The sequence below is a fragment of the Streptomyces sp. NPDC043685 genome, assembly GCF_056436585.1.
On sequence record NZ_JBWKCH010000002.1, the window covers coordinates 381,535 to 404,018 of the forward strand.

18 protein-coding genes are annotated in these 22,484 nt (G+C 72.8%); 2 read left to right on the top strand and 16 right to left on the bottom strand.

Features of this window, described 5'->3' with window-relative positions:
- Positions 1-51: 51 nt before the first annotated feature.
- The 6 genes from AC0665_RS06510 to AC0665_RS06535 all read right to left on the bottom strand — a co-directional run bounded on the left by AC0665_RS06510 (position 52) and on the right by AC0665_RS06535 (position 9,405).
- Entirely contained in the window at positions 52-1,470 is a 1,419-nt protein-coding gene (locus AC0665_RS06510; RefSeq protein ID WP_478704543.1) for a PP2C family protein-serine/threonine phosphatase, read from the bottom strand.
- 3 nt (positions 1,471-1,473) lie between these two features.
- Positions 1,474-4,038, bottom strand: coding sequence for a serine/threonine-protein kinase (locus AC0665_RS06515; protein WP_478704544.1), 2,565 nt, complete (start codon positions 4,036-4,038; stop codon positions 1,474-1,476).
- 17 nt (positions 4,039-4,055) lie between these two features.
- The gene (locus tag AC0665_RS06520) at positions 4,056-5,393 is read right to left on the bottom strand and encodes a coiled-coil domain-containing protein (protein WP_468409173.1); all 1,338 of its coding nucleotides are present in this window, start codon (positions 5,391-5,393) and stop codon (positions 4,056-4,058) included.
- A gap of 68 nt (positions 5,394-5,461) precedes the next feature.
- Positions 5,462-6,517 carry a glutamate ABC transporter substrate-binding protein gene (locus AC0665_RS06525; RefSeq protein ID WP_478704545.1) on the bottom strand — a complete coding sequence of 352 codons (1,056 nt, stop codon included), beginning with the start codon at positions 6,515-6,517 and terminating at the stop codon, positions 5,462-5,464.
- The gene (locus tag AC0665_RS06530) at positions 6,514-7,965 is read right to left on the bottom strand and encodes a hypothetical protein (RefSeq protein WP_478704546.1); all 1,452 of its coding nucleotides are present in this window, start codon (positions 7,963-7,965) and stop codon (positions 6,514-6,516) included. The genes AC0665_RS06525 and AC0665_RS06530 overlap by 4 nt, the downstream gene beginning before the upstream one ends.
- Positions 7,966-8,145: 180 nt before the next feature.
- The gene (locus tag AC0665_RS06535) at positions 8,146-9,405 is read right to left on the bottom strand and encodes an MFS transporter (protein WP_478704547.1); all 1,260 of its coding nucleotides are present in this window, start codon (positions 9,403-9,405) and stop codon (positions 8,146-8,148) included.
- Positions 9,406-9,459: 54 nt separating this feature from the next.
- Here AC0665_RS06535 and AC0665_RS06540 point away from each other — a divergent pair, with 54 nt between their 5' ends.
- Positions 9,460-10,779 (top strand): aminotransferase class I/II-fold pyridoxal phosphate-dependent enzyme, encoded by a 1,320-nt coding sequence (locus AC0665_RS06540; RefSeq protein WP_478704548.1) that lies wholly within the window; start codon positions 9,460-9,462, stop codon positions 10,777-10,779.
- 64 nt (positions 10,780-10,843) lie between these two features.
- Here AC0665_RS06540 and AC0665_RS06545 read toward each other — a convergent pair whose 3' ends face one another.
- The 7 genes from AC0665_RS06545 to AC0665_RS06575 all read right to left on the bottom strand — a co-directional run bounded on the left by AC0665_RS06545 (position 10,844) and on the right by AC0665_RS06575 (position 18,863).
- Entirely contained in the window at positions 10,844-11,815 is a 972-nt protein-coding gene (locus AC0665_RS06545) for an N-acetylglucosamine kinase (protein ID WP_478602216.1), read from the bottom strand.
- On the bottom strand, positions 11,806-13,071 hold the full coding sequence (locus AC0665_RS06550) for a 6-phospho-beta-glucosidase (RefSeq protein ID WP_478704549.1): 1,266 nt from the start codon (positions 13,069-13,071) through the stop codon (positions 11,806-11,808). Before AC0665_RS06550 ends, AC0665_RS06545 begins: the two co-directional genes overlap by 10 nt.
- A 6-nt stretch (positions 13,072-13,077) precedes the next feature.
- Positions 13,078-13,971: a carbohydrate ABC transporter permease gene (locus AC0665_RS06555; RefSeq protein ID WP_478704550.1), complete on the bottom strand. Its 894-nt coding sequence runs from the start codon at positions 13,969-13,971 to the stop codon at positions 13,078-13,080.
- The gene (locus AC0665_RS06560) at positions 13,968-14,912 is read right to left on the bottom strand and encodes a carbohydrate ABC transporter permease (protein WP_468409158.1); all 945 of its coding nucleotides are present in this window, start codon (positions 14,910-14,912) and stop codon (positions 13,968-13,970) included. The genes AC0665_RS06555 and AC0665_RS06560 overlap by 4 nt, the downstream gene beginning before the upstream one ends.
- A gap of 12 nt (positions 14,913-14,924) precedes the next feature.
- On the bottom strand, positions 14,925-16,262 hold the full coding sequence (locus AC0665_RS06565) for an ABC transporter substrate-binding protein (RefSeq protein ID WP_468409156.1): 1,338 nt from the start codon (positions 16,260-16,262) through the stop codon (positions 14,925-14,927).
- A gap of 72 nt (positions 16,263-16,334) precedes the next feature.
- Positions 16,335-17,546, bottom strand: coding sequence for an ROK family transcriptional regulator (locus AC0665_RS06570; protein WP_468409154.1), 1,212 nt, complete (start codon positions 17,544-17,546; stop codon positions 16,335-16,337).
- Between the two features lie 237 nt (positions 17,547-17,783).
- On the bottom strand, positions 17,784-18,863 hold the full coding sequence (locus tag AC0665_RS06575; protein WP_478602797.1) for a mechanosensitive ion channel family protein: 1,080 nt from the start codon (positions 18,861-18,863) through the stop codon (positions 17,784-17,786).
- Positions 18,864-19,205: 342 nt separating this feature from the next.
- Between AC0665_RS06575 and AC0665_RS06580 the strand changes: the two genes are divergently transcribed.
- Positions 19,206-19,742, top strand: coding sequence for an HNH endonuclease (locus AC0665_RS06580; protein WP_033314199.1), 537 nt, complete (start codon positions 19,206-19,208; stop codon positions 19,740-19,742).
- A 91-nt stretch (positions 19,743-19,833) separates the two neighbouring features.
- Here AC0665_RS06580 and AC0665_RS06585 read toward each other — a convergent pair whose 3' ends face one another.
- Genes AC0665_RS06585 through AC0665_RS06595 form a run of 3 tightly spaced genes read right to left on the bottom strand, consistent with a single transcriptional unit; the run spans position 19,834 to position 22,411 of the window.
- Positions 19,834-21,198, bottom strand: a complete 1,365-nt coding sequence (locus tag AC0665_RS06585; RefSeq protein ID WP_478704551.1) for an FtsX-like permease family protein — start codon at positions 21,196-21,198, stop codon at positions 19,834-19,836.
- Positions 21,195-21,881 carry an ABC transporter ATP-binding protein gene (locus AC0665_RS06590; protein WP_468409149.1) on the bottom strand — a complete coding sequence of 229 codons (687 nt, stop codon included), beginning with the start codon at positions 21,879-21,881 and terminating at the stop codon, positions 21,195-21,197. The genes AC0665_RS06585 and AC0665_RS06590 overlap by 4 nt, the downstream gene beginning before the upstream one ends.
- Positions 21,878-22,411, bottom strand: a complete 534-nt coding sequence (locus tag AC0665_RS06595) for a PadR family transcriptional regulator (protein ID WP_478704552.1) — start codon at positions 22,409-22,411, stop codon at positions 21,878-21,880. Before AC0665_RS06595 ends, AC0665_RS06590 begins: the two co-directional genes overlap by 4 nt.
- Between the last annotated feature and the right edge of the window lie 73 nt (positions 22,412-22,484).

Below are 22,484 nucleotides of genomic sequence, written 5' to 3' on the forward strand. Positions count from 1 at the left end.
GTGGGCGGACCCGTTCCCCTCCGGTCCGCCGAGGCGTCCTCGTACGTGGCCTCAGGCCGATCCTGCCCCCTGGGGCAGGGCCGGGAACGGCACGAGCGCCACTGTTACGTTGTCGTGGCCCCCGCCGTCCAGGGCGTGGCCGAGGAGCACCCGGGCGCTGTGCAGCGGATGCGCGGCGGCGTCGAGCGGGACCACCCGGGCCATGTCCTCGGCCCCCTCCGCGTAGTTCCACAGGCCGTCGGTGCAGACGACCACCACACCGGGCCGGTCCGGCTTGAACGCGGCGGTGTGCGGTTCCAGTTCGTAGGCGTCCGCACCGAGCCAGCCGGTGATGGCGTGGGCGCGCTCGTCGGCGTAGGCCTCGGCCTCGTTCATCAGGCCCGCGGCGACCATCTGCGCGGCCCACGAGTCGTCCTCGGTGAGCCGGGCCGGGGGAGCGCTGCGGTCGACCGGGACCCAGTAGGCGCGGCTGTCGCCGACCCAGCCGACGATCAGCAGGCCCGAGGTCACCACGGCGCCGACGATGGTGCAGGCGGGCGCGTTCTGGTGGGGGGCCTGCTCGCGGGCCGTGGCGGGTTCCGCGGCGAGGGAGTTGACGGCGCGTGAGGCGGCGAGGATCGCGTCGTGCATCGCCTGCTGCGGGTGCGTGCCGCGCGGCAGGGCCGCCAGCAGCGCCTCGCCCGCCGCCTTCGAGGCCGCCGCGGAGGCGTCGTCGGGCCGGGTCGCCGAGGAGACGCCGTCGCAGACGATCGCGACGGACGCGGGGGAGCCGTCGGGCAGGGCGGTGGTGCCGATGGCGAACGCGTCCTCGTTGCGGTGGTGGCGCAGGCCGCGGTCGCTGACCGCGGCCACCGGGCCGGACTCCTGCTCCATGTGGTCCCGTTCGCGCGGCTGGGCGTGGCCGCAGTTCTCGCAGTAGCCGTCGTCGTCCACGCGGCCGGCCCGGCAGGCGACGCAGACCTTGCCGCCGGTGCCCGCGGCCTGGGCCGCAGGCTCGGCGGACACCCGTGGGTCCGGTGCCTGGAGGAGGTACTCGTCGGGCTGTGTCTGGTAGATCTCCGGCGACGCGGCGGGCCCGTCGGGCTGCGACGGCCGGTCGAAACGCACGCCCGCGGCCGGTGGGGCGCTCGGCGGCGGGGGTGTCTGCGGCGGCAGCGCGGAACCGCCGGAGTCCGTGCCCGGCAGGTCCGTCGGCAGGTGCGCCGCCTCCGGGGCGCCCGCGCCGTCCGGCTCGGGCGCGGGCCAGGCAGCGGCGGCGGGCGGCGCCGAGGGGGCCTCGCCGTACGCGCCGGCCGGCGCGCCCTGGGCGGGCACCGAGCCGTTCATGGTGATGGTCGGGTTGTCCTGAGGCCGTGCCGGCACGGCGGACAGGTCGTATCCGCACGCGCCGCAGAAACGGTCACCCGACTCGAGGGGTTCCTCGCAGCTCGGACACTTCGACAGAGCGGCCTGCTGGGGCATCTGCGACATCAACTACACCCACGTCCGGGGGCGGTAACGATTGGCACGTTCCACCAGGTCGATCCTCTCCTCGCCGCCCCGCGCCAGCCGGGCCAGCATGCGGTACGAGCGTTCCAGACCGAAACGCAGGCCCCGCTCGTCCAGGCCGCTGCCGAGCAGCGTCCGTCCCCCGGCGGCGGGAGGGGCGGAACCCTGGCCCCCGGAGAGTACCCAGTCCAGGGCGCAACCGAGGACTTCGGCCGACAACCGCTCCCGGCGTGCCGGATCCAGACCGTACGCCTCCAGCGCCTCCACCTGCGCCGCGGCGGCCGTCAGGTCCTCCAGGAACGACGCGTCGGAGGCGGTCGCCGCGCGCTGCCGCAGCCGCGCCCGGACGGCCGCCACCCGCGCGGCCGTGTAGTGGATGGAGGACTCCGGGACCGACTCCAGCGTCCGCACCGCGGAGCGCCGGTCCCCGGTCGCCAGCTGGACGCGCGCCAGGCCGAACGCGGCGCTCACATAGCTCGGGTCGGTCGACCACACCAGCCGGTAGTACTCGGCGGCGTTGTCCAGCTGGCCCAGCACCTCCGCGCACAGGCCCAGCGCCAGCTTGGGCGCGATCTCGCCCGGGAAGGCGTCGTAGATCGCGTCGAAGGCGAGTGCGGCGCCCTCGTCGTCACCCGTGACCAGCGCGGCCAGGCCCCGGTACCAGACCACCCGCCAGTCGTCGGGCCGCTCGCCCTCCAGGGCGACCAGCGTCTCCAGCGCCGCGGCCGGATCGCCGGTCTCCAGCCAGGCCCGGATCTGCCTCAGGCGCGTCTCGATCGACGGGGCCGGAGCGGCCGACAGGGCGCCGAGCAGCTCGGCGGGCGCCGAGGTCATCAGGCCCGCCAGGAAACCGGCGTTGGGGTCGCCCGGGTCGACGCGGGGGACGGGCAGGGCGAAGGCGGCGGCGGGGGTGTCGACGGGCTTGACGAGGCTGTGCGGGCCCTCGGGCCACCGCGGCACGGGCGGCGCCGCGACAGCACCCGAGCGAGGCCTGGTTCTCACCGCCCGGGCCCCCAGGCGGGACACCTCGCCGTCCAGCGTCGGGAACAACTCGGTGTCCGTTACCCGCAGTTCCGGCCCGAACAGCGTGGACATGGCGGGACGGGCACGGCCCGTCTGGAGGGAGACGACCTCGCGCAGCACACCCGTCAGCTGCTCGGTCATCTCCTGCGCGGAGGCGAACCGCCGGGCCGGGTCGGGATCCGTGGCACGGACCAGCAGCCGGTAGAACGACTCGTACTGCCGGAACACCTCGATGTGGTCCGGGTCGGGCAGGGAGTCGGCGTAGACGTTCGTGTAGCCCTGGAAGTCGAACGTCATGACGGCGAGGGTGCGGGCCACCGTGTACAGGTCGCTGGCCACCGACGGGCCCACCTCGGCCACCTCCGGGGCCTGGTAGCCGACCGTGCCGTAGATGGCCGACTCCTCGTCGTCCATCCTGCGCACCGCGCCCATGTCGATCAGCTTCAGCTGGTCCTCGGTCTGGATCGCGTTGTCGACCTTGAAGTCGCAGTACAGCAGGTTCCGGCTGTGCAGGTGTCCGAGCGCCTCCAGCGCCTCGATGCCGTACGCGCAGGCCTGCTCCACCGGCAGCGGGTCCCGTCTGCCCTGCGCGGTGCGGCGGGCGTTGGCGATCTCCTTGAGGGACTTGCCGCCGACGTACTCCATGACGATGTAGCCGTCGAGCGAGCCCGTGCGCTGGTCCAGGTGCTCCACGAAGTTGTAGATCCGCACGATGTTGGCGTGCTCGATCTCCGCGAGGAAGCGCCGCTCGGAGATCGCCGCGGCCATCGCGTCCTGGTCGCCCGTGTCCAGCAGGCCCTTGAGGACCACCCAGCGGTCCGAGACCGCCCGGTCGACGGCGAGGTAGATCCAGCCGAGGCCGCCGTGCGCCAGACAGCCGACCACCTCGTACTGGCCGTGCACCACGTCGCCGGTCTTCAGCTTCGGCACGAACGAGTACGGGTGGCCGCACTTGGTGCAGAAGCCCTCCGTGCGGCCCGGACGGTCGCCGCGCGCCCGGCCCACGGGGGCGCCGCAGTCGGAGCGCGAGCAGAACCGCTTCCGCTCGGGCACCTCGGGGTTGTCCAGGACCATCTCGCGCGGGTCCGGCCGCGGGATCGGCGGCACCTGCACCAGCCCGGCGCCCAGCCGCCCCCGCGAGGCGGAACCGGTGGTCGAGCCGGAGCTGCGCACCGACACCGACCGGCCCGTCGACTTCCCCGACAGGGACCGCGACAGGCGCCCCGACACCGAGCGGCGGGACTTCGACGACTGGGACGACGTGCGTGAACTCCGGCCGCTGGAGCGGGAACTGCCGCTGCCGGCCGACCCGCGGGAGCCGCCCTTGCCGCCCGCGGTGATGCCGGTGGGCGGTGAACTCACCATGCCTGCCCCCGAGAGGGGACCCCCCGCCGCGACGACCGGGGCGAGGCCGCAGGTGTCGCAGTACAACTCCCCGCCGCCCACGTCCTCGTAGCTGCCGCCGCAGGCGGGGCGCTGGCAGGCGCGGCCTGCCGTGCCGGGTGGCTCCTGCGGTGCCTGACTCATGGACTCCCCCTCGTCACTCATGCGCCCGGACCCCGCCGGTCGTCCTCGGGCGCCGGCCCGTCCGGCACCCGAGGGCCGCCGCCCAGCAGTTCGGCGACCGCGTACTGGTAGCGCAGCACCGCCTGCTCGGCGGCGCGCAGGTCGCAGGGGGCGCTCCACAGCATGCGGCGCGCCTTCTCGTACCGCTCCACCAGCAGCGTGTCCTCCGCCAAGCCGTGCCGGGCGACCTTCGCCTTGTACGCGTCCAGCCGGCCGCGCAGTTCGGCGCGGACCGCCAGCGGGGCGGTGACCGCCGTCAACGACTCGCGGGCCCGCAGCAGTTCGTCCTCCGCCTTCTGCTCCAGCGACTCCAGCAGCGGGGAGAGCCGGTGCCACTGGGCCTGCCTGCGGTACTCCACCGCCGCCGCCACCTGCTCCTGGAGCACGGTCGGCGGGCCGCTGACGACCGGCACCTCCGTCGCCGCGATCTTCGCCAGCACCTCGCCGCGTGCCGTGCGCGCCTCGGCGAGCGTGCGGTCGGCGCGGCTGAGGAGGTCCCGCAGCCGCACGATCCGCTTCTCGGCGTCCTGCCGCACCGTCAGCACCGCGTCGATCTCGCGGCGCACCTCCTCCAGGGCACGCGCCTCGCGGTCGTACACCGTCGTGTCCGGCCTGCCGCCGCCCGGCGCCGAACTGCCCTCCGCGGCCAGCCAGAACGCCAGCGGGTCCGAGACCACCTGCTCGCGCAGCTTGGTCAGTATCCGCGTGATGCGCTCCAGGTCGTCACCGGCCGGGTGCTCGCCGGGGCGCACGCCGACGGAGTGCGCGAGCCGGCGGGTGCGCTGGAGCTCCGCCGCGAGCAGGTCGATCCGGGCCGGCAGGGCCGACCAGACCGCGTCCGCGGCGACCACCATGTCCAGGCTCGTGGCGTACAGCTCGTTCATGCGGTCGACGAGGGCGGTGAGCGAGTAACGCTCGCTCAGCTTCGTCGGACCGCCGTGCAGGGTGGGGGCGTTGGCCGTCGCCGACGCGCTGCCCGCGACGGTGACCGAGTCGCCGTTCAGCAGCTCCGTCAGCTCCACCAGGTCCTCGCGGCTGGACCAGCGGCGGCGCGAGCGGATGTCGCGGGCGGTGCGCAGGGCGTCGGTGTAGGCGTCGAAATACGTCCACAGCAGCGTGATCGACGCCTCCGTGGACGTCCAGCGCTCCTTGGTGACGCCGGTGAGCTCGGCGCCCTCCAGGAGTCTGCGGCCCGCGTGGTCCTGCAGGGCGAGGAGCGAGGTCTCGATCGCCTCGTGCTCCGCGCCGAGCCGCGCCAGCGCACGGTCCACCTCGTCCCGGTCCATCACCGGCCCGGTGGATCCCGTGACGCCCATCGATCACCTCTCGCTGCGGTTGTGCCCGTCGGGGGGTTCTTCGTCGTGGTCCGGTCGTGGTCGGGTCGTCAGCTTGTGCGGAGGTACTGCGGTGCCGGGGGTTCCGACTTCTTCGCATCCTTGCCCAAAGTCGCCGACAGCCATTGGTCGTAGGACGCCTGCCAGCCGTTCGCGGTGTCCTTGCGGTAGTCCACCAGGATCTGGTTGACCCGGCGTACCAGATCGTCCGCGTCCTTCTTCATCGCCACGCCGTAGTACTCGGCAGTGAAGGCGTCGCCCTTGAGCTGGACCGTCGGATCCTGTGCCGCCTGGCTCGCCGCGAGGGCGCCGTCGGTGACCACGGCGTCGACCTCGCCGAGCTGGAGCCGCACCAGGCAGTCGAGTTGGTTCGGGACCGTGGTGGAAATGTCGGTGCTGGCGGGCAGTTCGCCGGCCTTCTGGTCCGCCTCCAGCGTGGAGTACGCCGTGGAACCGGCCGCCGTGCAGACCTTGCGGCCCGCGAGCGTGTCGTCGTACCCCTTGACGGGCGAGGACTTCGGGGCGAGGACCTGCTGGCCCGTCTTGAAATAGGGCGCGGAGAACGCGACGTCGGCGATGCGGGCGCAGTTGATCGTCATCGTGCGGACGACCATGTCCACGGTGCCGTCCTGGATGGCCGGGATGCGCTGGTTGGTGGGGATCGCCTTGAACTGGACGGCGTCGGGGTCGCCGAGGATGTCCTCGGCGATGCGGTGGACCAGGTCGATGTCGAAGCCCTCGAGCTCGGCGGTCTTGCCGCTGTTGGGGTTGCGGTAGCCCCACCGGTAGCTGTTCTGGTCGACGCCGACGACCAGTTTGCGCTTCTCGCCCTTGCGGTCCTTGATCGCCCGGATCGTGTCGCCGTCGGCGGAGGAGGGGGAGAGGGTCTGCTTCTCGGGGGCCTCGCACTCCTCCTCCGCCGCCCAGGTCTCCGCGGTGTGGGTGGTCGCGTCGGTGTTCTGGGCGGTCTTCGTGCTCGTGGTGAGCGGCAGGCAGAGGGCCACCAGCGCCACCAGGGCGCAGACGACCGCCATCGCGGTCACTCCGCCCCATCCCCTGAGCGGGTTTCGCACGGTCGTTCCTCCCTTCGCCCCTGGCCCGTTCATCGGTACTCCGACAGCCTGCGGCCGATGCCCAGGACCGCGCCCGCGGCGCCCAGCACCGCCAGTACGGCCACGCCCGCCGGCATGCCCGTCAGCGCGTCACGGCCGTCGGCTGCCGCGCGCTTGAACTCCGTCTCCTCGTGCGCGAGTGCCGTGCGCAGGTTCTCGTCGATGCTGTCGAAGCACTCGCCGGTCGCGCCCTTGGCGCCGATGACCCTGTCCAGCGCCTGCTGGTAGTTGCCGTTCTCGTCCTGCTCGCGGGCCGCGGTGTGGCGCTTCTTCCACACCTGCATGTTGCCCATGGCGGCGGTGACGGGGCGTTCGCCCGAGGTGTCGTCGGCGAGCTTCTCGGCCGCCGCCAGGTGGGTGGCGAGGGCCTTGACGTCCGTGCCGAAGTCGTAGTCGTAGGCGTCGTACGTGTCCTTGCCGACCTTCTTCGTCTCCGCGCCGCGGGCCACCAGGGTGAGGTTCTCGTTGCCCCGGGCCTTGAGGGAGGCGATGCGCGCGTCGTGCAGGACGTTCAGGGAGCGCACGCCGTGGTCGAAGGAGTCGTTCAGGCCCGCGCGGGCGAGGGTGTGGCCGACGACCAGCCAGAGCAGCACCACCGTCGCCGTGGCGGTCGCGGCGACCAGGCCGTGGTTGAGGACCCTGTTGGTCCGCCGGTAGTTGCGGTGCTGGGCCCAGGCGAGGGCGGCCAGGGCGGCGACGCCGAGGCCGATGGCCGCCCAGGGGTAGGGCGTGGCGGCCGCGTAGTCCGCGCCGAGGCGCTGGTTCTCCTTCGTGTAGAGGTCCTCCGCCGCCGGGAGCATCTGCCGCTGCATCTTCTCGTTGGCGTAGCGGAGGTAGGCGCCGCCGACGGGGAAGCCCTGCCGGTTGTACGTACGGGCGCGCTCCACCAGGCCCTTGTACTCCGGGAGGAGCCGGTTGAGCTTCGCGATCGTGGCTGTGGACGGCGAGTCCGGGTCGGCGTTCGCGGCGGCGTTGACGAGTTTCGCCGCGGCCGTGCGGATGTCCCGCTCGTAGCGGTCGCGGCTGGCGGCCGACTCCTGGCCGCCGGCGAGGAAGCCGCTGGAGGCGGCGGTGTTGGCGTCCGCGAGGGAGCGGTAGATGTCGGCGGCGTCCGAACTGAGGGGCTGGCTGCGGGTGAGCACGTCGTCGGCGGCGGCCGCGCGGGCGGTCATCTGCCAGGCGGTGACGGCGCCGAAGGCGACGACGAGGAGGGCCAGGAGGGCGCCGATGATGCGCAGACGGCCCGGTTCGGTGGTGGCGGCCGAGCGGAGCCGGTCGACGCCCTCGGCGAAGGCGGTGCGGCGGGGGCCCGTCGGGGCGGGGGAGGGCGCGGGAGCGTGTGCGGGGGGCCGGGCCGGGGGCGCCGCCTGTGCCGGTACCGCCGGCAGAACGGGCAGCCCCGGCCCCGGTGGTGGCGGGCTGCTCTTCGGTGTGTACGTCACTGTGACCTCCCCCATGGTCATCCGTCGCCGCAAGTATCGCTGCCGGGACCGGCATCCGCACCGGCCTTGCCTCGATCTTGATCGGATCGCAGCGTGGCGCACCACCCCTCGTCCCCCCTCAGGAACACGTACGGCGAGCGGGTTCGGTTCCCGTGCGGCTGCCCGGCCGGCCCGGCCCGGTCAGCCCCGGCCGGGGGCGTCCAGCACGATCAGGGGCTTGCCGAGGCGGTCGCGGACCAGGCGGTGCTGGCCGAGACAGGTCAGGGCGACGGCACTACCGAGAACGGCCCAGCCGAGCGGCCCGGCGGCGATGGCGGCGGTGACCGCGAGGGGTCCGACGCTGCGCTGGGCGGACTGCGCCATGCCGTGGACTCCCAGGTAGGTGCCCTGCGCCGCGTCGGGTGCGAGGGCGACGGAGAGTTCCCAGGAGACGGTGGCGTGGAGCATCTCCGCCAGCGTGAACAGGACGGCCGAGGCGGTCATGAGCGCCACGGCGCTGACCGGGCCCCCGGTCGCCGAGAGGGCCATGGCGGCTCCGCCGAGCACGAAGGTGGCGGAGAGCGGGAGCAGCAGGGAGCGGGCGGCCGCGGTCGTGGCGCCGAAACGGGCGAGCGGGACCTGCAACCCCACCACCATCACGTTGTTGAGGACCATCAGCAGCGGTGCGAGGCCGTGCGGGACGTCACTCGCGTGGGCGATCCACAGGGGCAGGCCGATCTTGAAGACGGCGTCGTCGACGAACAGGACGGTCTCGGTGGCGACGTAGGCGAGGTAGGTGCGGTCGCGCCAGGGGCTCGCCGGTGCGGCCGGGGCCGGGGTGTCGCCGGAGGCGGCGACCGTCCTGGACGGGGACGGCGGTTCGCCGCAGCGCAGGGTGGTCAGGGCGCAGGCGAGGAAGGAGAGCGCGTCGCCCAGGAGGAGCCACCGGTAAACGTCGACCGAGCCGGCGGCGAGGGCGCCGGCGGCGACGAGACCGCCCAGGGCCCAGCCGGCGTTGGCGACGGTGCGGTGCAGGGCCTGGTAGCGGACGCGTTCCGGTCCGGCGACGCGGATGGCGTAGATCTTGGTGAGGGTGCTGGAGGCCCGGTCTCCCAGGCTGCCGAGGGCGGAGTAGGCCAGGAGCAGGGCGAAGTGGTCGGTGGTGAGCAGGGCGAGGGAGGCCGCGCACCGCAGGAGCTGTGTGGCGATCAGGACGCGGGTGAGGGGCAGCCGGTCCGCCACCCGGCCGGCCAGCGGCGCTCCGGCGATGCCGACGACTCCGGCGGTGGCGGCGAGGGTGCCGATCTCGCCGACGGTGAGGCCGGAGACGTAGGTGAAGTAGAGGACGGAGACGGATGCCCACAGCCCGCTGCCGATGCGGTCGACGAGGGCGGCCACGACGATTCTGCGTCCGTCCGGACCGCCGGGTATGCGCGTCGTCCAGGCGGTCACACGGCGCATCCGTAACACTGCTCCCCCTTGCGGGCCATTATGTACTGGTACATAATTTCGAATGTGGCAACACAGTATGGGATCAGTGGGACGACAGCCAAGGCGATTGCCGCGTCCGCGGAACGCGCCGTGGTCGAGGGGGCGTTGGGGCCGGGCGCCGCTCTGCCCCCGGTGCGGCGGCTGGCGGACGAGCTCTCGGTGAGCCCGGGGACGGTCGGCGCGGCGTACAAGGAGCTGCGCCGCCGCGGGATCGTGGTGACGCGCGGCCGGGGCGGCACGGTCGTGGCCTCCGCGCCCGCGGTCGCGTCCCGCAGACCGCCGAAGGTCCCCGCCGGCCTGCGGGACTTGGCGGGCGGCCACCCGGATCACCGGCTGCTTCCCGGTCACCTGCCGTCGGAGCGGGTGATCCCGGTGGCCCGCTCGCACCGCGCGACGCCCAGGACGGCGCGGCTGGAGGAGACCGTGCGGGAGTGGCTCGGCCGGGACGGCGTGCCGGTGGACCATGTGACCTTCGCGCACGGGGCGCTGGACCTGATCGCACGGCTGCTGTCCGTGGAGCTGCGGCCCGGTGACGCCGTCGCCATGGAGGACCCCGGCTACCACCATCTGCTGGACCTGGTCACGGCCTTGGGGCTGCGGGCGGTGCCCGTGGCCGTGGACGACCAGGGTCTGCGCCCCGACGCCCTGCGCGCGGCGCTGCGGGCCGGTGTGCGGGCGGTGGTGTGCAGTCCCAGGGCGCAGAATCCGTACGGCGGCTGCTTCTCCGCCGAGCGCCGCGCGGAGCTCGTCGACCTGCTGCGGGGGGAACCCGATGTGCTGGTCGTGGAGAACGACCACGCTTCCGCGGTCGCCGGCGCGTCCCTGCACTCGCTGGCCACCGGGGAGCTGACGCGCTGGGTGCACGTGCGGACGGTGAGCAAGTTCCTGGGCCCGGACCTGCGGTGGGCCGCGGCGGCCTGCGACCCGGTCACCCTGGCGCGCCACGACGGGCGGCTGCTGCTGACCTCGGGCTGGGTCAGTCACCTGCTCCAGGAAGCGGTGTACCGGCTCCTGACCGACGACGGCACCACCGCGCTGGTGGACCGCGCGAGACAGGCGTACACGCGACGCCGTGACGCGCTGATCGGGGAACTGCGCACGCGCGGCGTCACGGGACACGGGAACAGCGGCATGAACGTGTGGGTGCCGGTGCGTGACGAATCGGCCGTGGTCAACGGGCTGCGCACGCACGGCTGGTGGGTCGCGGCCGGAGCGCGGTTCAGGCTGTCGGCCGCACCGGGCGTGCGGATCTCCACCGCCGGCCTGGAACCGGCCGAGGCGGTCCGGCTGGCCTCGGACTTCGTCACCGTGCTCGGCGAATCCGAGGCCACGTACGGAGGTTGACCGCCCCGCCCGGAAGGCGGGCGCGGCGCGTGGACCGCGGACCGGTCCGCACGCCCCGACCGGCTCACACCCCGTGGTGCGCCCGCAGCCTCCGCTGCGCCTCCTCCCCGGCCCCGACGGCGTCGAGGCCCAGCAGCGCCGCGCCGAGCACCGGGGCGGCCGTCACCACCCGCGGCGTCGCCTTCGGGGCGCGGGTCGTCAGCAAGTGCTCGATGCGGCCGTTCAGTTGGGCGTGCCGGGCCGCCAGGACGCCACCGCCCAGGAGGACCGGTGCCGGCTCGTCCAGGAGGTCCAGGCGGGTCAGGGCGACCACCGCCATGGCGACCACCTCCTCGGCCTGGCGTTCCACGATCGTGCGGGCGATCGTGTCGCCGCCGGCGGCGGTGGCGAACAGGACCGGGGCCAGTTCGTGGCGCCGAAGTGCCGGGACGTCCCCCAGGTGCAGCGCCTGGACCAGGGCGTACACGGACGGCAGGCCGAAGTGGGCGGGGAGGGTGCGCGACAGGGCGGTGGGGGCGCCGCGGCCGTCCTCGGCCCGGGAGGCGTGCCACAGGGCCTCCTCGGACAGGCCCCAGCCGCCGCCCCAGTCGCCCGAGATCCTGCCCAGGGCGGGGAAGCGGGCCGTGCGGCCGTCGGGGCGCATGCCCACGCAGTTGATGCCCGCGCCGCAGACGACCGCCACACCCCGGGGTTCGGTCACACCGGCCCGCAGGATGGCGAAGGTGTCGTTGCGGACCGTCACCGTCGTGCCCCAGGCGCGGTCCCGCAGCGCCGCCGCCAGCCGGTCCTCCTCCACGGGGAAGTCGGCGTTGGCCAGGCACGCCGAGACGTGCGTGACCGAGGTGAGTCCGGCGGCGGCGAGGGCCCGTGTCACCGGTTCGGCGAGGGCGTCCATCGCCGTGCCGACGCCCACGGCCGGGGGACGGAAGCCGCCCCCGCGTGCCGTGGCGAGGACGTCCCCGTCCGCCGTGACGATCGCCACGTCCGTCTTGCTGTTGCCCGCGTCGATGGCGAGGACTCGTGCGGTCAGGCCCACGCGAGGTGCTCCCGGTTGTGTGCGATCAGCCGGTCGGTGAGCGTCTCGGCGTACGCGTACTGGCCGACGAGGGGATGGGAGAGCAGGGCGCGGAAGACGCGGTCCCGGCCGCCGCGCAGGGCGGCTTGGAGGGCCAGGTCCTCGTAGGCCGTGACGGCGGCCATCAGGCCCGCGCACAGCGGGTCCACGGGCCGGACGGGGAGGGGGGACGCGCCCTTGGTCCCCACCGCCGCCTGCACCTCGATCACGGCGTCGTCGGGGAGGAAGGGGAGCGTGCCCCGGTTGCGGGTGTTCACCACCTGGTACGGCGAGCCGCCGCCGCCCAGCAGGGCCGCCGCCAGGTCCACCGCGGCCTCCGAGTAGAAGGCGCCGCCCCGCCGGGCGAGCAGCTCCGGCTTCTCGTCCAGGGCCGGATCGGCGTACATGGTCAGCAACCGCTGCTCCATCGCCGCCACTTCGGCCGCGCGGGACGGCTTGGTCCCGAGCTCCCGTACGACCTCGTCGTGCGCGTAGTAGTAGCGCAGGTAGTAGGAGGGGATCATGCCCAGGGTGTCCAGCAGGGGGCGGGGCAGGCGGAGGTCGGCCGCGATCGTGTCACCGTGTTCGCCCAGCAGTTCCGGCAGGACGTCCTCGCCCTCCGGGCCGCCGAGGCGTACGGCCGTCTCCCAGGTGAGGTGGTTCAGGCCCACGTGGTCCAGGTGGATCCCGGAGGGTTCGGTGGACAGCAGGGCCGCGAACTTGCGCTGCAGACCGATCGCGACGTTGCACAGGCCCACCGCCTTGTGGCCCGCCTGGAGCAGGGCGCGGGTCACGATGCCCACCGGGTTCGTGAAGTCGATGATCCAGACGCCCGGGTTGGTGCGGCGCACGCGGTCCGCGATGTCCAGGACGACCGGGACCGTGCGCAGGGCCTTCGCCAGGCCGCCGGCACCGGTGGTCTCCTGGCCCACGCAGCCGCACTCCAGGGGCCACGTCTCGTCCTGCTCGCGGGCCGCCTGGCCGCCGACGCGCAGTTGGAGGAGAACCGCGTCCGCGCCGTCGACCGCCGCGTCGAGGTCACCGGTCGTGATGACGCGGCCCGGGTGGTCCTGACGGGCGAGGATACGGCGGGCCAGGCCGCCCACCAGGTCCAGGCGGTCCTGGGCGGGGTCCATCAGGACCAGTTCCTCGACGGGCAGGGTGTCGCGCAGGCGGGCGAAGCCGTCGACGAGTTCGGGGGTGTAGGTCGAGCCTCCGCCGACCACAGTGAGTTTCATACAGGTCTAACCCTTTACTCCGGTGAGCGTGACACCCTCCACGAACGCCTTCTGGGCGAAGAAGAACACGAGGATCACGGGGGCCATGACCAGCACGGTGGCGGCCATGGTGAGGTTCCAGTCGGTGTGGTGGGCGCCCTTGAACGACTCCAGGCCGTAGGAGAGCGTCCAGGCGCCCGGGTTCTCCGAGGCGTAGATCTGGGGGCCGAAGTAGTCGTTCCACGCGTAGAAGAACTGGAAGAGCGCCACCGCGGCCACGCCCGGTTTCGCCATCGGGAGCACCACCTTCAGCAGGGTGCGCAGATCGCCGCAGCCGTCCACCCTGGCCGCGTCCACGTACTCGTCGGGGATCGTCGTGAGGAACTGGCGCAGCAGGAAGATCGAGAACGCGTCGCCGAACGCCATGGGGATGATCAGCGGCCACAGCGTCCCGGACAGGTCCAGCTGCTTCGCCCAGAACAGGTACATCGGGATGACGACCACCTGCGGCGGCAGCATCATCATCGAGATCACCAGCATCAGGGCCGTCCTGCGGCCGCGGAAGCGGAACTTGGCCAGCGCGTAGGCCACGGGGATCGAGGACACGACCGTGAGGACCGTGCCCAGGCCCGCGTAGATCAGGGTGTTCCTCCACCAGGTGAGGAAGCCGGGGGTGTCGAAGACCCGGGCGTAGTTGCCCCACTGCCAGGTGTGCGGGACCAGGTCGCGGCTGAGCGCCTGGCTGTCGCTCATCAGGGAGGTGAGGAAGACGAAGACGAAGGGGAGCGTGAAGAAGAGGGCCGCCGCGATGCCGAGGGAGTGGATCGCGACCCATTCCAGCAGGGCCCTGCGATGGGCCGTGCGTTGCGCCGGCGAGGGGGGCGTCCTCAGCTCCGGGGGCTTGTCGAGCACCTGCGTCATCGTTCACCTGCCTGGATCAGACCGCCCTTGCGGCGCATCAGGAGGGCCGTGAAGGCCATGGAGAGGGCGAAGAGGACCAGGGCGACCACACAGGCCGAGCCGTAGTCGAAGCGCTGGAAGCCCAGGTTGTAGACGAGTTGGGGGAGGGTGAGGGTCGACTTGTCGGGGTAGCCGGGCTCGAACTGCGTGCCCGCGCCCTGGATCACGCCCGAGGCGACCTTCCCGGCGATCAGGGGCTGCGTGTAGTACTGCATCGTCTGGATCACGCCGGTGACGACCGCGAACACGACGATCGGCGAGATGTTCGGCAGCGTCACATAGCGGAAGCGCTGCCACGGCCCCGCCCCGTCCAGTTCGGCCGCCTCGTACTGCTCCTTCGGCACGTCGAGCAGCGCCGCCATGAAGATGACCATCAGGTCGCCGATGCCCCACAGGGCCAGCAGGGTCAGGGCCGGCTTGGACCAGGCGGGGTCGTTGAACCAGCCGGGGGCGGGCAGGCCGGCCCGCTCCAGGATCGAGTCGACCGGGCCCGTGCCGGGGTTGAGGAGGAACGCGAAGGCCATCGTGGCCGCCACCGGCGGGGCCAGGTAGGGCAGGTAGAAGAGGGTGCGGAAGACGCCCTTGGCCGTCCTGACCTTGGTGATCAGCAGGCCCACGCCCAGGCCGAAGACGACCCGGAGCGTGACCATGACGACGACCAGCCACAGGGTGTTGCGCAGGGCGGGCCAGAACAGGGGGTAGTGCTCGACGACGTACACCCAGTTCTTCGTGCCGCTCCACACGGGCGGCCTGAAGCCGTCGTAGCGCATGAAGGAGAAGTAGAGGGTGGAGAGCAGGGGGTAGGCGAAGAAGACCGTGAAGCCGATCAGCCAGGGGGAGAGGAAGGCGAGGGTGCGCAGGGCCGAGCGGCGGTGTTTCGCCCGCAGCGTGGAGATGCTCATCGTGCTCGTCGCCTACTTCGCCTGTGCGATGTCCGTGTCGATCTGCCGGGCGGTTTCCCGAAGGCCCTTCTTCAGGTCGGTCGCCTTGCCGCTCTCGTAGTCGTAGCCGAACTGCTGGATCGTCGTGAGGTAGACACCGCCGTTGACGGAGGCGGGGGCCGTGGTGGAGTCCGGGTGCGCGGCGATCCGAAGGAACGTCTTGAAGCGGGGGTCGTACGTCAGCTTCGGGGACTTCAGGGCCGCCAGCGTCGAGGGCACGTTGTGGATGGCGTTGGAGAAGTCCACCACCGCGTCCGTGTCCGTGGTCATGTACTTCACCAGCTCCCAGGCCGCGTTCTGCTTCCTGCTGGTCGCGGCGATGCCGGCGATGGTGCCGGTGATGTAGCCCATGCCGTACCGGTCGGCCCGGTCGTCGGGGACGGGCAGCGGGGCCACGCCGATGTCGAACGTCGGCTTGGCGTCCAGGGCCATGCCCAGCCGCCACTCGCCGTCGAGCTGCATGGCGACCTTGCCGGTGTGGAAGGGGTGTTCGGGGCCCCACTCGTCGCCGAGCCCGGAGCGGTACCTCTCCAGCTTGCGGTAGCCGCCGAGTGCGTCGACCAGCTTCTTCTGGACCGTGAAGGCCTTGGCGAACGCCGGGTCCTTGCCGACGTTCGAGGTGCCGTCCTTGTCGAAGTACGTCGGGGAGAACTGGCCGAGGTAGTGCTCGGTGGTGGTCTCCCAGCCGTGGTAGTTCGGCATGAAGCCGAGCTGCCGGTACGTGCCGCCCCGGGGGATGGTCAGCTTCTTCGCCACCCGTTCGAACTCCGACCAGGTCTTGGGAGGAGCGGTGATGCCGGCCTTCTTGAACGCCGTCTTGTTGTAGTAGAGGCCGTATGCGTCCCCGAGGAGGGGGACCGCGCAGCGGTTGCCCTCGAACTGGGTGTACTCGTTCATGGCCTTCGGGAAGGTCCGCCGCGGGTCGATGCCCGACTTCTCGAAGAACGGGTTCAGATCCACCAGGGCGCCCGAGGAGCAGAACTTCCCGACGCTGTTGGTGGTGAACGACGAGATCACGTCCGGGGCCTTGGCGCCGCCGGCGCGCAGGGCCTGGTTCATCTTGTCGTCCGTCATGTTGCCGACGACCTCGACGTGGAGGTTGGGGTGCGCCTTCTCGAAGCCCCTGACCAGGTCCTGGACGGCCTTCACCTCCGACGGCGCGCTCCAGGCGTGCCAGAAGGTGAGGGTCGTCTCCTTGGACGCGTCGTCGTGCGCGCCGGTGTCCGGCCGGCCGGTGCAGGCGGTGGCCAGGAGGGCGAGGGAGGCGCAGGAGGCGAGCGCGACGGCTGTTCTGCTGGACATTCCGGGCATGGCGGAGCTCCCTGAGGACGGGGAAGAGGGGAGAGAGAAGAGAGGGGAGGGGAAAGGCGAGAGGGGGGTGGGTCAGCGGGAGGTGTCGAAGACCTCGTCGCGCGTCGTCGCGAGCGCGCTCTCCAGGGCGCCGCGCAGCACGGGGTGCTCGCGCACGTCGCCCATGACCAGACGCGGACGGGAGGCGGCCAGCTCCTCCAGTTCGGCCTGGACGAGGGCGCGCAGCGGCTCACCGCCCGAGGTGAGGGACGCGCCGCTCAGTACGACGAGCTCGGGGTCCAGGACCGAGACCAGGGAGGCCAGACCGGTGGCCAGCCGGGTCGCGTAGGTCTGGAGGAGACGCCGGTGGGCGTCGTCGCCGGTCTGTGCCGCCCTGGCCATCAGCCGGGCGGCGGCCTCGGCGTACGGGCCCGGCGGGATGTCCTCGATGCCGAGTTCGCGGGCCAGGCGCGGGACGGCCTGGGAGCCGGCCAGCTCCTGGTAGCCGCCGCTGTTGGCCTTGGTGACCTGGCGGACCAGGGGCGTGCCCGGCACCGGCAGGAAGCCGACCTCGCCGGCGCCGCCGGTCCAGCCGCGGTGCAGCCGGCCGCCGAGGACCAGGGCGGCCCCCAGGCCCTCCTGGTTCCACAGCAGCACGAAGTCCGCGTGGCCCCTGGCCGCCCCGAGGCGCTGCTCGGCGAGCGCGACCAGATTGACGTCGTTCTCGTACTCGAACGGCATCGGCAGCGCGGCGGCGAGCTCCTCCAGCAGCGTGGGGGAGTGCCAGCCGGGGAGGTGGGAGGCGTAGCGCAGCCGGCCGGTGGTGGGGTCGAAGGCGCCCGGGGTGCCGATGACCAGGCGGTGGATGTCGTCCCGGGCGAGACCGGCCGCCTTGACCGCGCCGTCCAGCGCCTCGGTGACCTGCTGGACGACCGGGGTGCCGGTGCGCCTGCCGGGGGTGGGCAGCTCGTGGCGGCCGACCGTGCGGCCGGTGAGGTCGGCGACCGCGGCGAGGATCCGCTCGGGGGTGACGTCGAGTCCGGCGGCGTGACCGGCCGCCGGGTTGACCGCGTAGAGCTGGGCGCTCGGGCCGGGACGGCCCTCGGTGGTGCCGGTGGCCAGGACGAGCCCCGCCGCCTCCAGACGGGCCAGGAGCTGGGAGGCGGTCGGCTTGGACAGGCCGGTGAGCTTGCCGATCCGGGTGCGGGACAGCGGTCCGTGTTCCAGCAGCAGGTCCAGGGCGGCCCGGTCGTTCATGGCGCGCAGGACGCGCGGGGTGCCCGGCGTGCCGGCGGTTCCTGCCATGCGTGTCCACACCTGCCCTTCGGCTGCTCAGCTTCTCAGTGATCAGGCGGGGAAGTCCATCGGACGGCCCTCCCGCAGCGCCTTCCGACCACTGTTAGGAAAGTTTCCTATCGGTGGGAGGAACGTAGGCCCGGGGCCGGCCGGACGTCAAGAGGGTGCGGCCCGTCGTCGTCCGGGCATGCGAAGAGGGCGGCGCCCGGCCGGACCGGGTGCCGCCCTCTTCCTCGATGCGAGGGGCTACTTCGTGGTGCTCGTCGGGGCGGGCGGTGTGAGCGGGGAGGCCGCGGCCGACTGCGGGGACGAGGCGTTCGCGTACGCCGACGGCGCGGCCATCCCCGCCGTCGGGTCCGCGGGCTGCTCCTCCAGCGGGGCCGTGGCGCCGCCGACGATGCGGATGTCCGCCGCGTCGAAGGCCCGCTTGATGCGCCAGCGCAGCTCGCGTTCCACGGTCAGGGACTTGCCGGGCATCGTCTTGGCCGTGATGCGCACGACCATGGAGTCCAGCAGCACGCTGTCCAGGCCGAGGACCTCGATCGGGCCCCACAGCAGCTCGTTCCAGGGCTCCTCGGCGCCCATCTTCTCGGCGACCTCGTCCAGGGTGGCCTTGACCTTGTCGAGGTCCTCGCCGGCGTGGACGGTGACGTCGACGTTGGCCGTGGCCCAGCCCTGCGAGAGGTTGCCGATGCGCTTGACCTCGCCGTTGCGGACGTACCAGATCTCGCCGCCGTCACCGCGCAGCTTGGTCACGCGCAGGCCCACCTCGATCACCTCGCCCGAGGCGACCCCCGCGTCGATCGTGTCGCCGACGCCGTACTGGTCCTCCAGGATCATGAAGACGCCGGAGAGGAAGTCGGTGACGAGGTTGCGGGCGCCGAAACCGATCGCGACACCGGCGACACCGGCCGAGGCCAGCAGCGGGGCGAGGTTGATGTTGAACGCGGAGAGGATCATCAGGGCCGCGGTGCCCACGATCAGGAAGCTCGCCACCGAGCGCAGCACCGAGCCGATCGCCTGGGAGCGCTGACGACGGCGCTCCAGGTTGACCAGGAGGCCGCCCAGGGGCGTGCCGTCCACCGTCTGCTCGGTGCGGCTCATCCGGTCGATGAGCTTGGTGATCGCCCGGCGTACCGCGACGCGCAGCACCACGGCTATCACCACGATCAGCAGGACCTGGAGACCGATCGCGAGCCACGTCGACCAGTTCTGCTCGACCCAGCCGGCGGCGTTCGTCGCGCTCTCCTGGGCGTCCTCGAGCGAAGGCACTCTCGGGACCTCGGTCACCGAGGGGGTCGGTGACGGTGAGGGGTCGGCGGCCATCAGGACGGCGTCCGCGAGGGACAAGGACACGGCAGGTACCTCCAGGTGCAGCGGTCTGCCCCGGCGAGGTGGTTCGGGGGGTCAAGGTCACGACTGGGTCACCGAAGGGGCAGAACCACCACACTAACGGGGCATTGTGTGTGGTCCCTCGGGATGTGTGAAGGAGAGACCGTGCTCACCTGGGCTTGAACCGGCCATGATCCTGGGGATGAATGGGATGTGGTCGAAAACACTCCCAGCCCGTTACGGGGACATGGTGGCGCTTCCACCAGGCATGAGGGGAAACTGACTACGAATCGTCCCGGCGCGAGCCACGCGCCGCCGGCGTCCAAGGAGGCATCCGTGCCGCATGTCCTGGTCCTCAACGCGTCGTACGAGCCACTAGGCGTCGTACCGCTCCGCCGCGCGCTCGTCCTCGTCCTCGAGAACAAGGCCGTCTGCCTCGAGGAGTCCGGCGCCTATCTGCACAGCGCGACCGTCACAGTCCCCGCACCCAGCGTGGTCCGGCTCAAGCGTTTCGTGCGGGTTCCCTACCGGGGGCCCGTTCCTCTGACCCGCCGGGCGCTGTTCGCCCGCGACGGGGGCCGGTGCATGTACTGCGGTGGCGTCGCAACCAGCGTCGACCACGTCATCCCGCGCAGTCGCGGGGGCAAGCACGTCTGGGACAACGTGGTGGCGTCCTGCCGCCGCTGCAACCACGTGAAGGCCGACCGGCACCTCTTCGAGATCGGCTGGCGGCTGCGCCACAAACCCGCCCCGCCGTCCGGCCTGGCCTGGCGCATCATCGGGACCGGTCACCGGGATCCGCGCTGGCTGCCGTACTTGCAGCCGTACGGCGCGGAGGACGCCATGGCCCGGATCGACGGCATTTCCGCCTGACGATCCGGGCCTTCGTGTTGCCGCGTGCGGCCTGTCGGCCGGCCCGGGGAACCCCCGTTCCCCCGGGCCGGTCCGCCCTGGGCGGGAGCGGCTACGTGTAGCGCAGTTCTCCCGGGTGCACCGATCGGCGCAGCAAGGGCAGCGCGGTGGCCGAGGCCAGCAGGCAGGCGGCGTAGACGGCGAGGGGCACCAGGAGCGCCGCCCAGGGGACCGGCCGGCCCCCGCCGTCGGCGAGCGAGGCGTACAGCGTGCCGACGGCCATGCCCCCTGTGCCCGCGAGCAGCACCGCAGGCGCCAGCGGCAGCGCGCTCTCCAGCAGCAGGGCCCGGCCCAGCACCGCGTGCGGCACCCCCGCCGCGGCCTGCGCGGCCAGGCCCCGGCGACGGGTGACCAGGGCCTCGGCGGTGCCGACGGCGAGACCGGACACGGTGATCGCGAAGGCGACGGCGATGGCGGTGCCGGTGAGGTCGAATCCGGTGATGTAGTAGTCCGTGCTCTCGGCGAGGTGCCTGCCGGAGCGCATCCGCCCGAGGAACGCCTCTCGGACACCGAGGAAACCGGTCCCGACGATCGTCACCAGCAGAACCGCCGCGTGCGTACGGGCAGCCGCCCAGGGGTCCTCGCGCAGCCGTTCCGCCGCGATCAGGACCGCCGCCGACCGGGCCCGGGCCGCCAGGATCCGTCCGGTGACCATGGCCATGGCCCCGGAGAGCCACACCGCGCCCGCGCCGGTCGCGAGGGCCACGCCCACCATCGCCAGCGGCATCCCGGCGTTCGGCCGGTGGGCGCCGGCCGAGGACGTGTGGAGGACGGCGAGCAGCGCCACCATTCCGACCAGCAACACTCCGGCCAGGAACAGCAGCCCTGGCCCCCGCCCGGTGCGCGGCGCCACCCTGCGGACCCAGCCGAGTGGCGAGGCCACCACCCGGCGCAGCGCCAGCGCGCCCGCCGCCGCGCCCAGCAGCGGTACGGCGACGGCGACCAGGGCGATGCCCGCCCAGGCCAGGGCGGTCGGCCGGTGCCACAGGCGCAGCAGGAGCAGCACGGCGAAGACGGTGGCGACCGCCGAGCCCAGCAGACAGGCCAGTCCGGTCTCCAGCGCGGCGATCCGCCGCACCTGCCAGGGCGCCGCCCCGGCCAGCCGCAGCCCGGCCAGCCGCCGGTCGCGGTGCACTGCCCCGATGCGGGCGCACTGGCCGAGGAACCCCAGGACCGGCAGGAGCAGGAGCAGGAGCGTGACGATCACACCGGCCCGCGTGCCGGGCTGGTCCAGCAGGCCCGCGGCCACGGGCACGTGGTACTGGCCGCGCAGCGACGCCAGGGTGACGGCTGCCAGGGCGAACCCGGTCGCGAGCGCCGCACCGGTCGCCGTGAGGCTCACCCGCCACCACTCACCGCGGTCGGAACCCCGGGTGAGGTCCCAGGCCAGCCGCAGGTCGGCTCTCAGCGATGTCACGCCGTCACCCCCAGCGCCGCCACGGCACCGTCCCGCAGCCGGACCTCGCGGTCCGCGTACGCCGCCACCTGGGCGTCGTGCGTGATCAGCAGGACGGCCGTGCCCGCGTCGCGGGCCGTGTGGACGAGGGCCGTCATGACCTGCTCGCCGGCCAGGGAGTCCAGCGCGCCCGTCGGCTCGTCGGCGAAGACCACCCTCGGGCCGGTGACCAGGGCCCGGGCCAGCGCGGCACGCTGCGCCTGGCCGCCGCTCAGCTCGCCCGGCCGCAGGTCCTCCTGGCCCCGCACCCCGAACCGCTCCAGCCACTCACCCGCCCGGGCCCGGGCCTCGGCCCGGCCGGTGCCCCCCAGCAGCAAGGGCAGGGCGACGTTGTCCAGGACCGTCAGCTCGGGGATGAGCTGCCCGAACTGGAACACCACGCCGAACTCGGTGCGCCGCAGCTCGCTCAGCCGCTTCTCGGACAGGTCCTCCAGCCGCGCGCCGTCGTACGTCACCGAGCCGGAGTCGGGGCGGACGATGCCGGCCAGGCAGTGCAGCAGCGTCGACTTGCCGCTGCCGCTCGCGCCGGTCACGGCCAGGATCTCGCCGGCGTGCAGGGTGACCGAGGCGCCGCGCAGGGCGGGGGTCCGGCCGTGCGCCTTGGTGAGACCACCGGCCGTGAGAAGGGGCACGGGTCTGCTCATGCTGCGTCGACCTCCGCGGTCAAAGTGGTGAGCCGGGCCGCCGTGGTGTTCATCCAGCGGAGGTCGGCGTCGAGGTGGTTGAGGGCGTAGTCCGCCGAGAGGACGGTCGCGAGGTCCGCTCCCTTGGCGGCCTTCACCGCCGTGAGCTCCCGCATCCGCTCCATGTGCGCGGCGCGCTGGGCGTCCAGGTATCCGGCCGGGTCGCCGCCGGAGAGGATCGCGACCACGACCTTGGCGAAGATCTCGTTCGCCACGAAAGGCGCGGGCGGCGCGATCTCCCGGGCCCAGCGGGCCAGTTCGCGCGTCCCGTCCTGCGTCGTCCGGTACGTCGTGCGCTCCGGGCCGCCGTCGGAGTCGGTGCCGTCGATCTCGGCGAGGCCGTCCCGCACGAGGCGCTGGAGGGTCGTGTAGACCTGCCCGTAGGCCAGCGGGCGGGCCTGCGGGAAGCGTTCGTCGTGGCGTCGCTTGAGGTCGTAGCCATGGCTCGGACCCGAGGCGAGCAGGCCCAGCAGGATGTGGCGGGTGCTCATGGCGATCATTATGCACTGAGTACATGTACTGAGTGAATAGTGAGGTGGGGCCGGTTCGCCGCCGAGCCCTCGA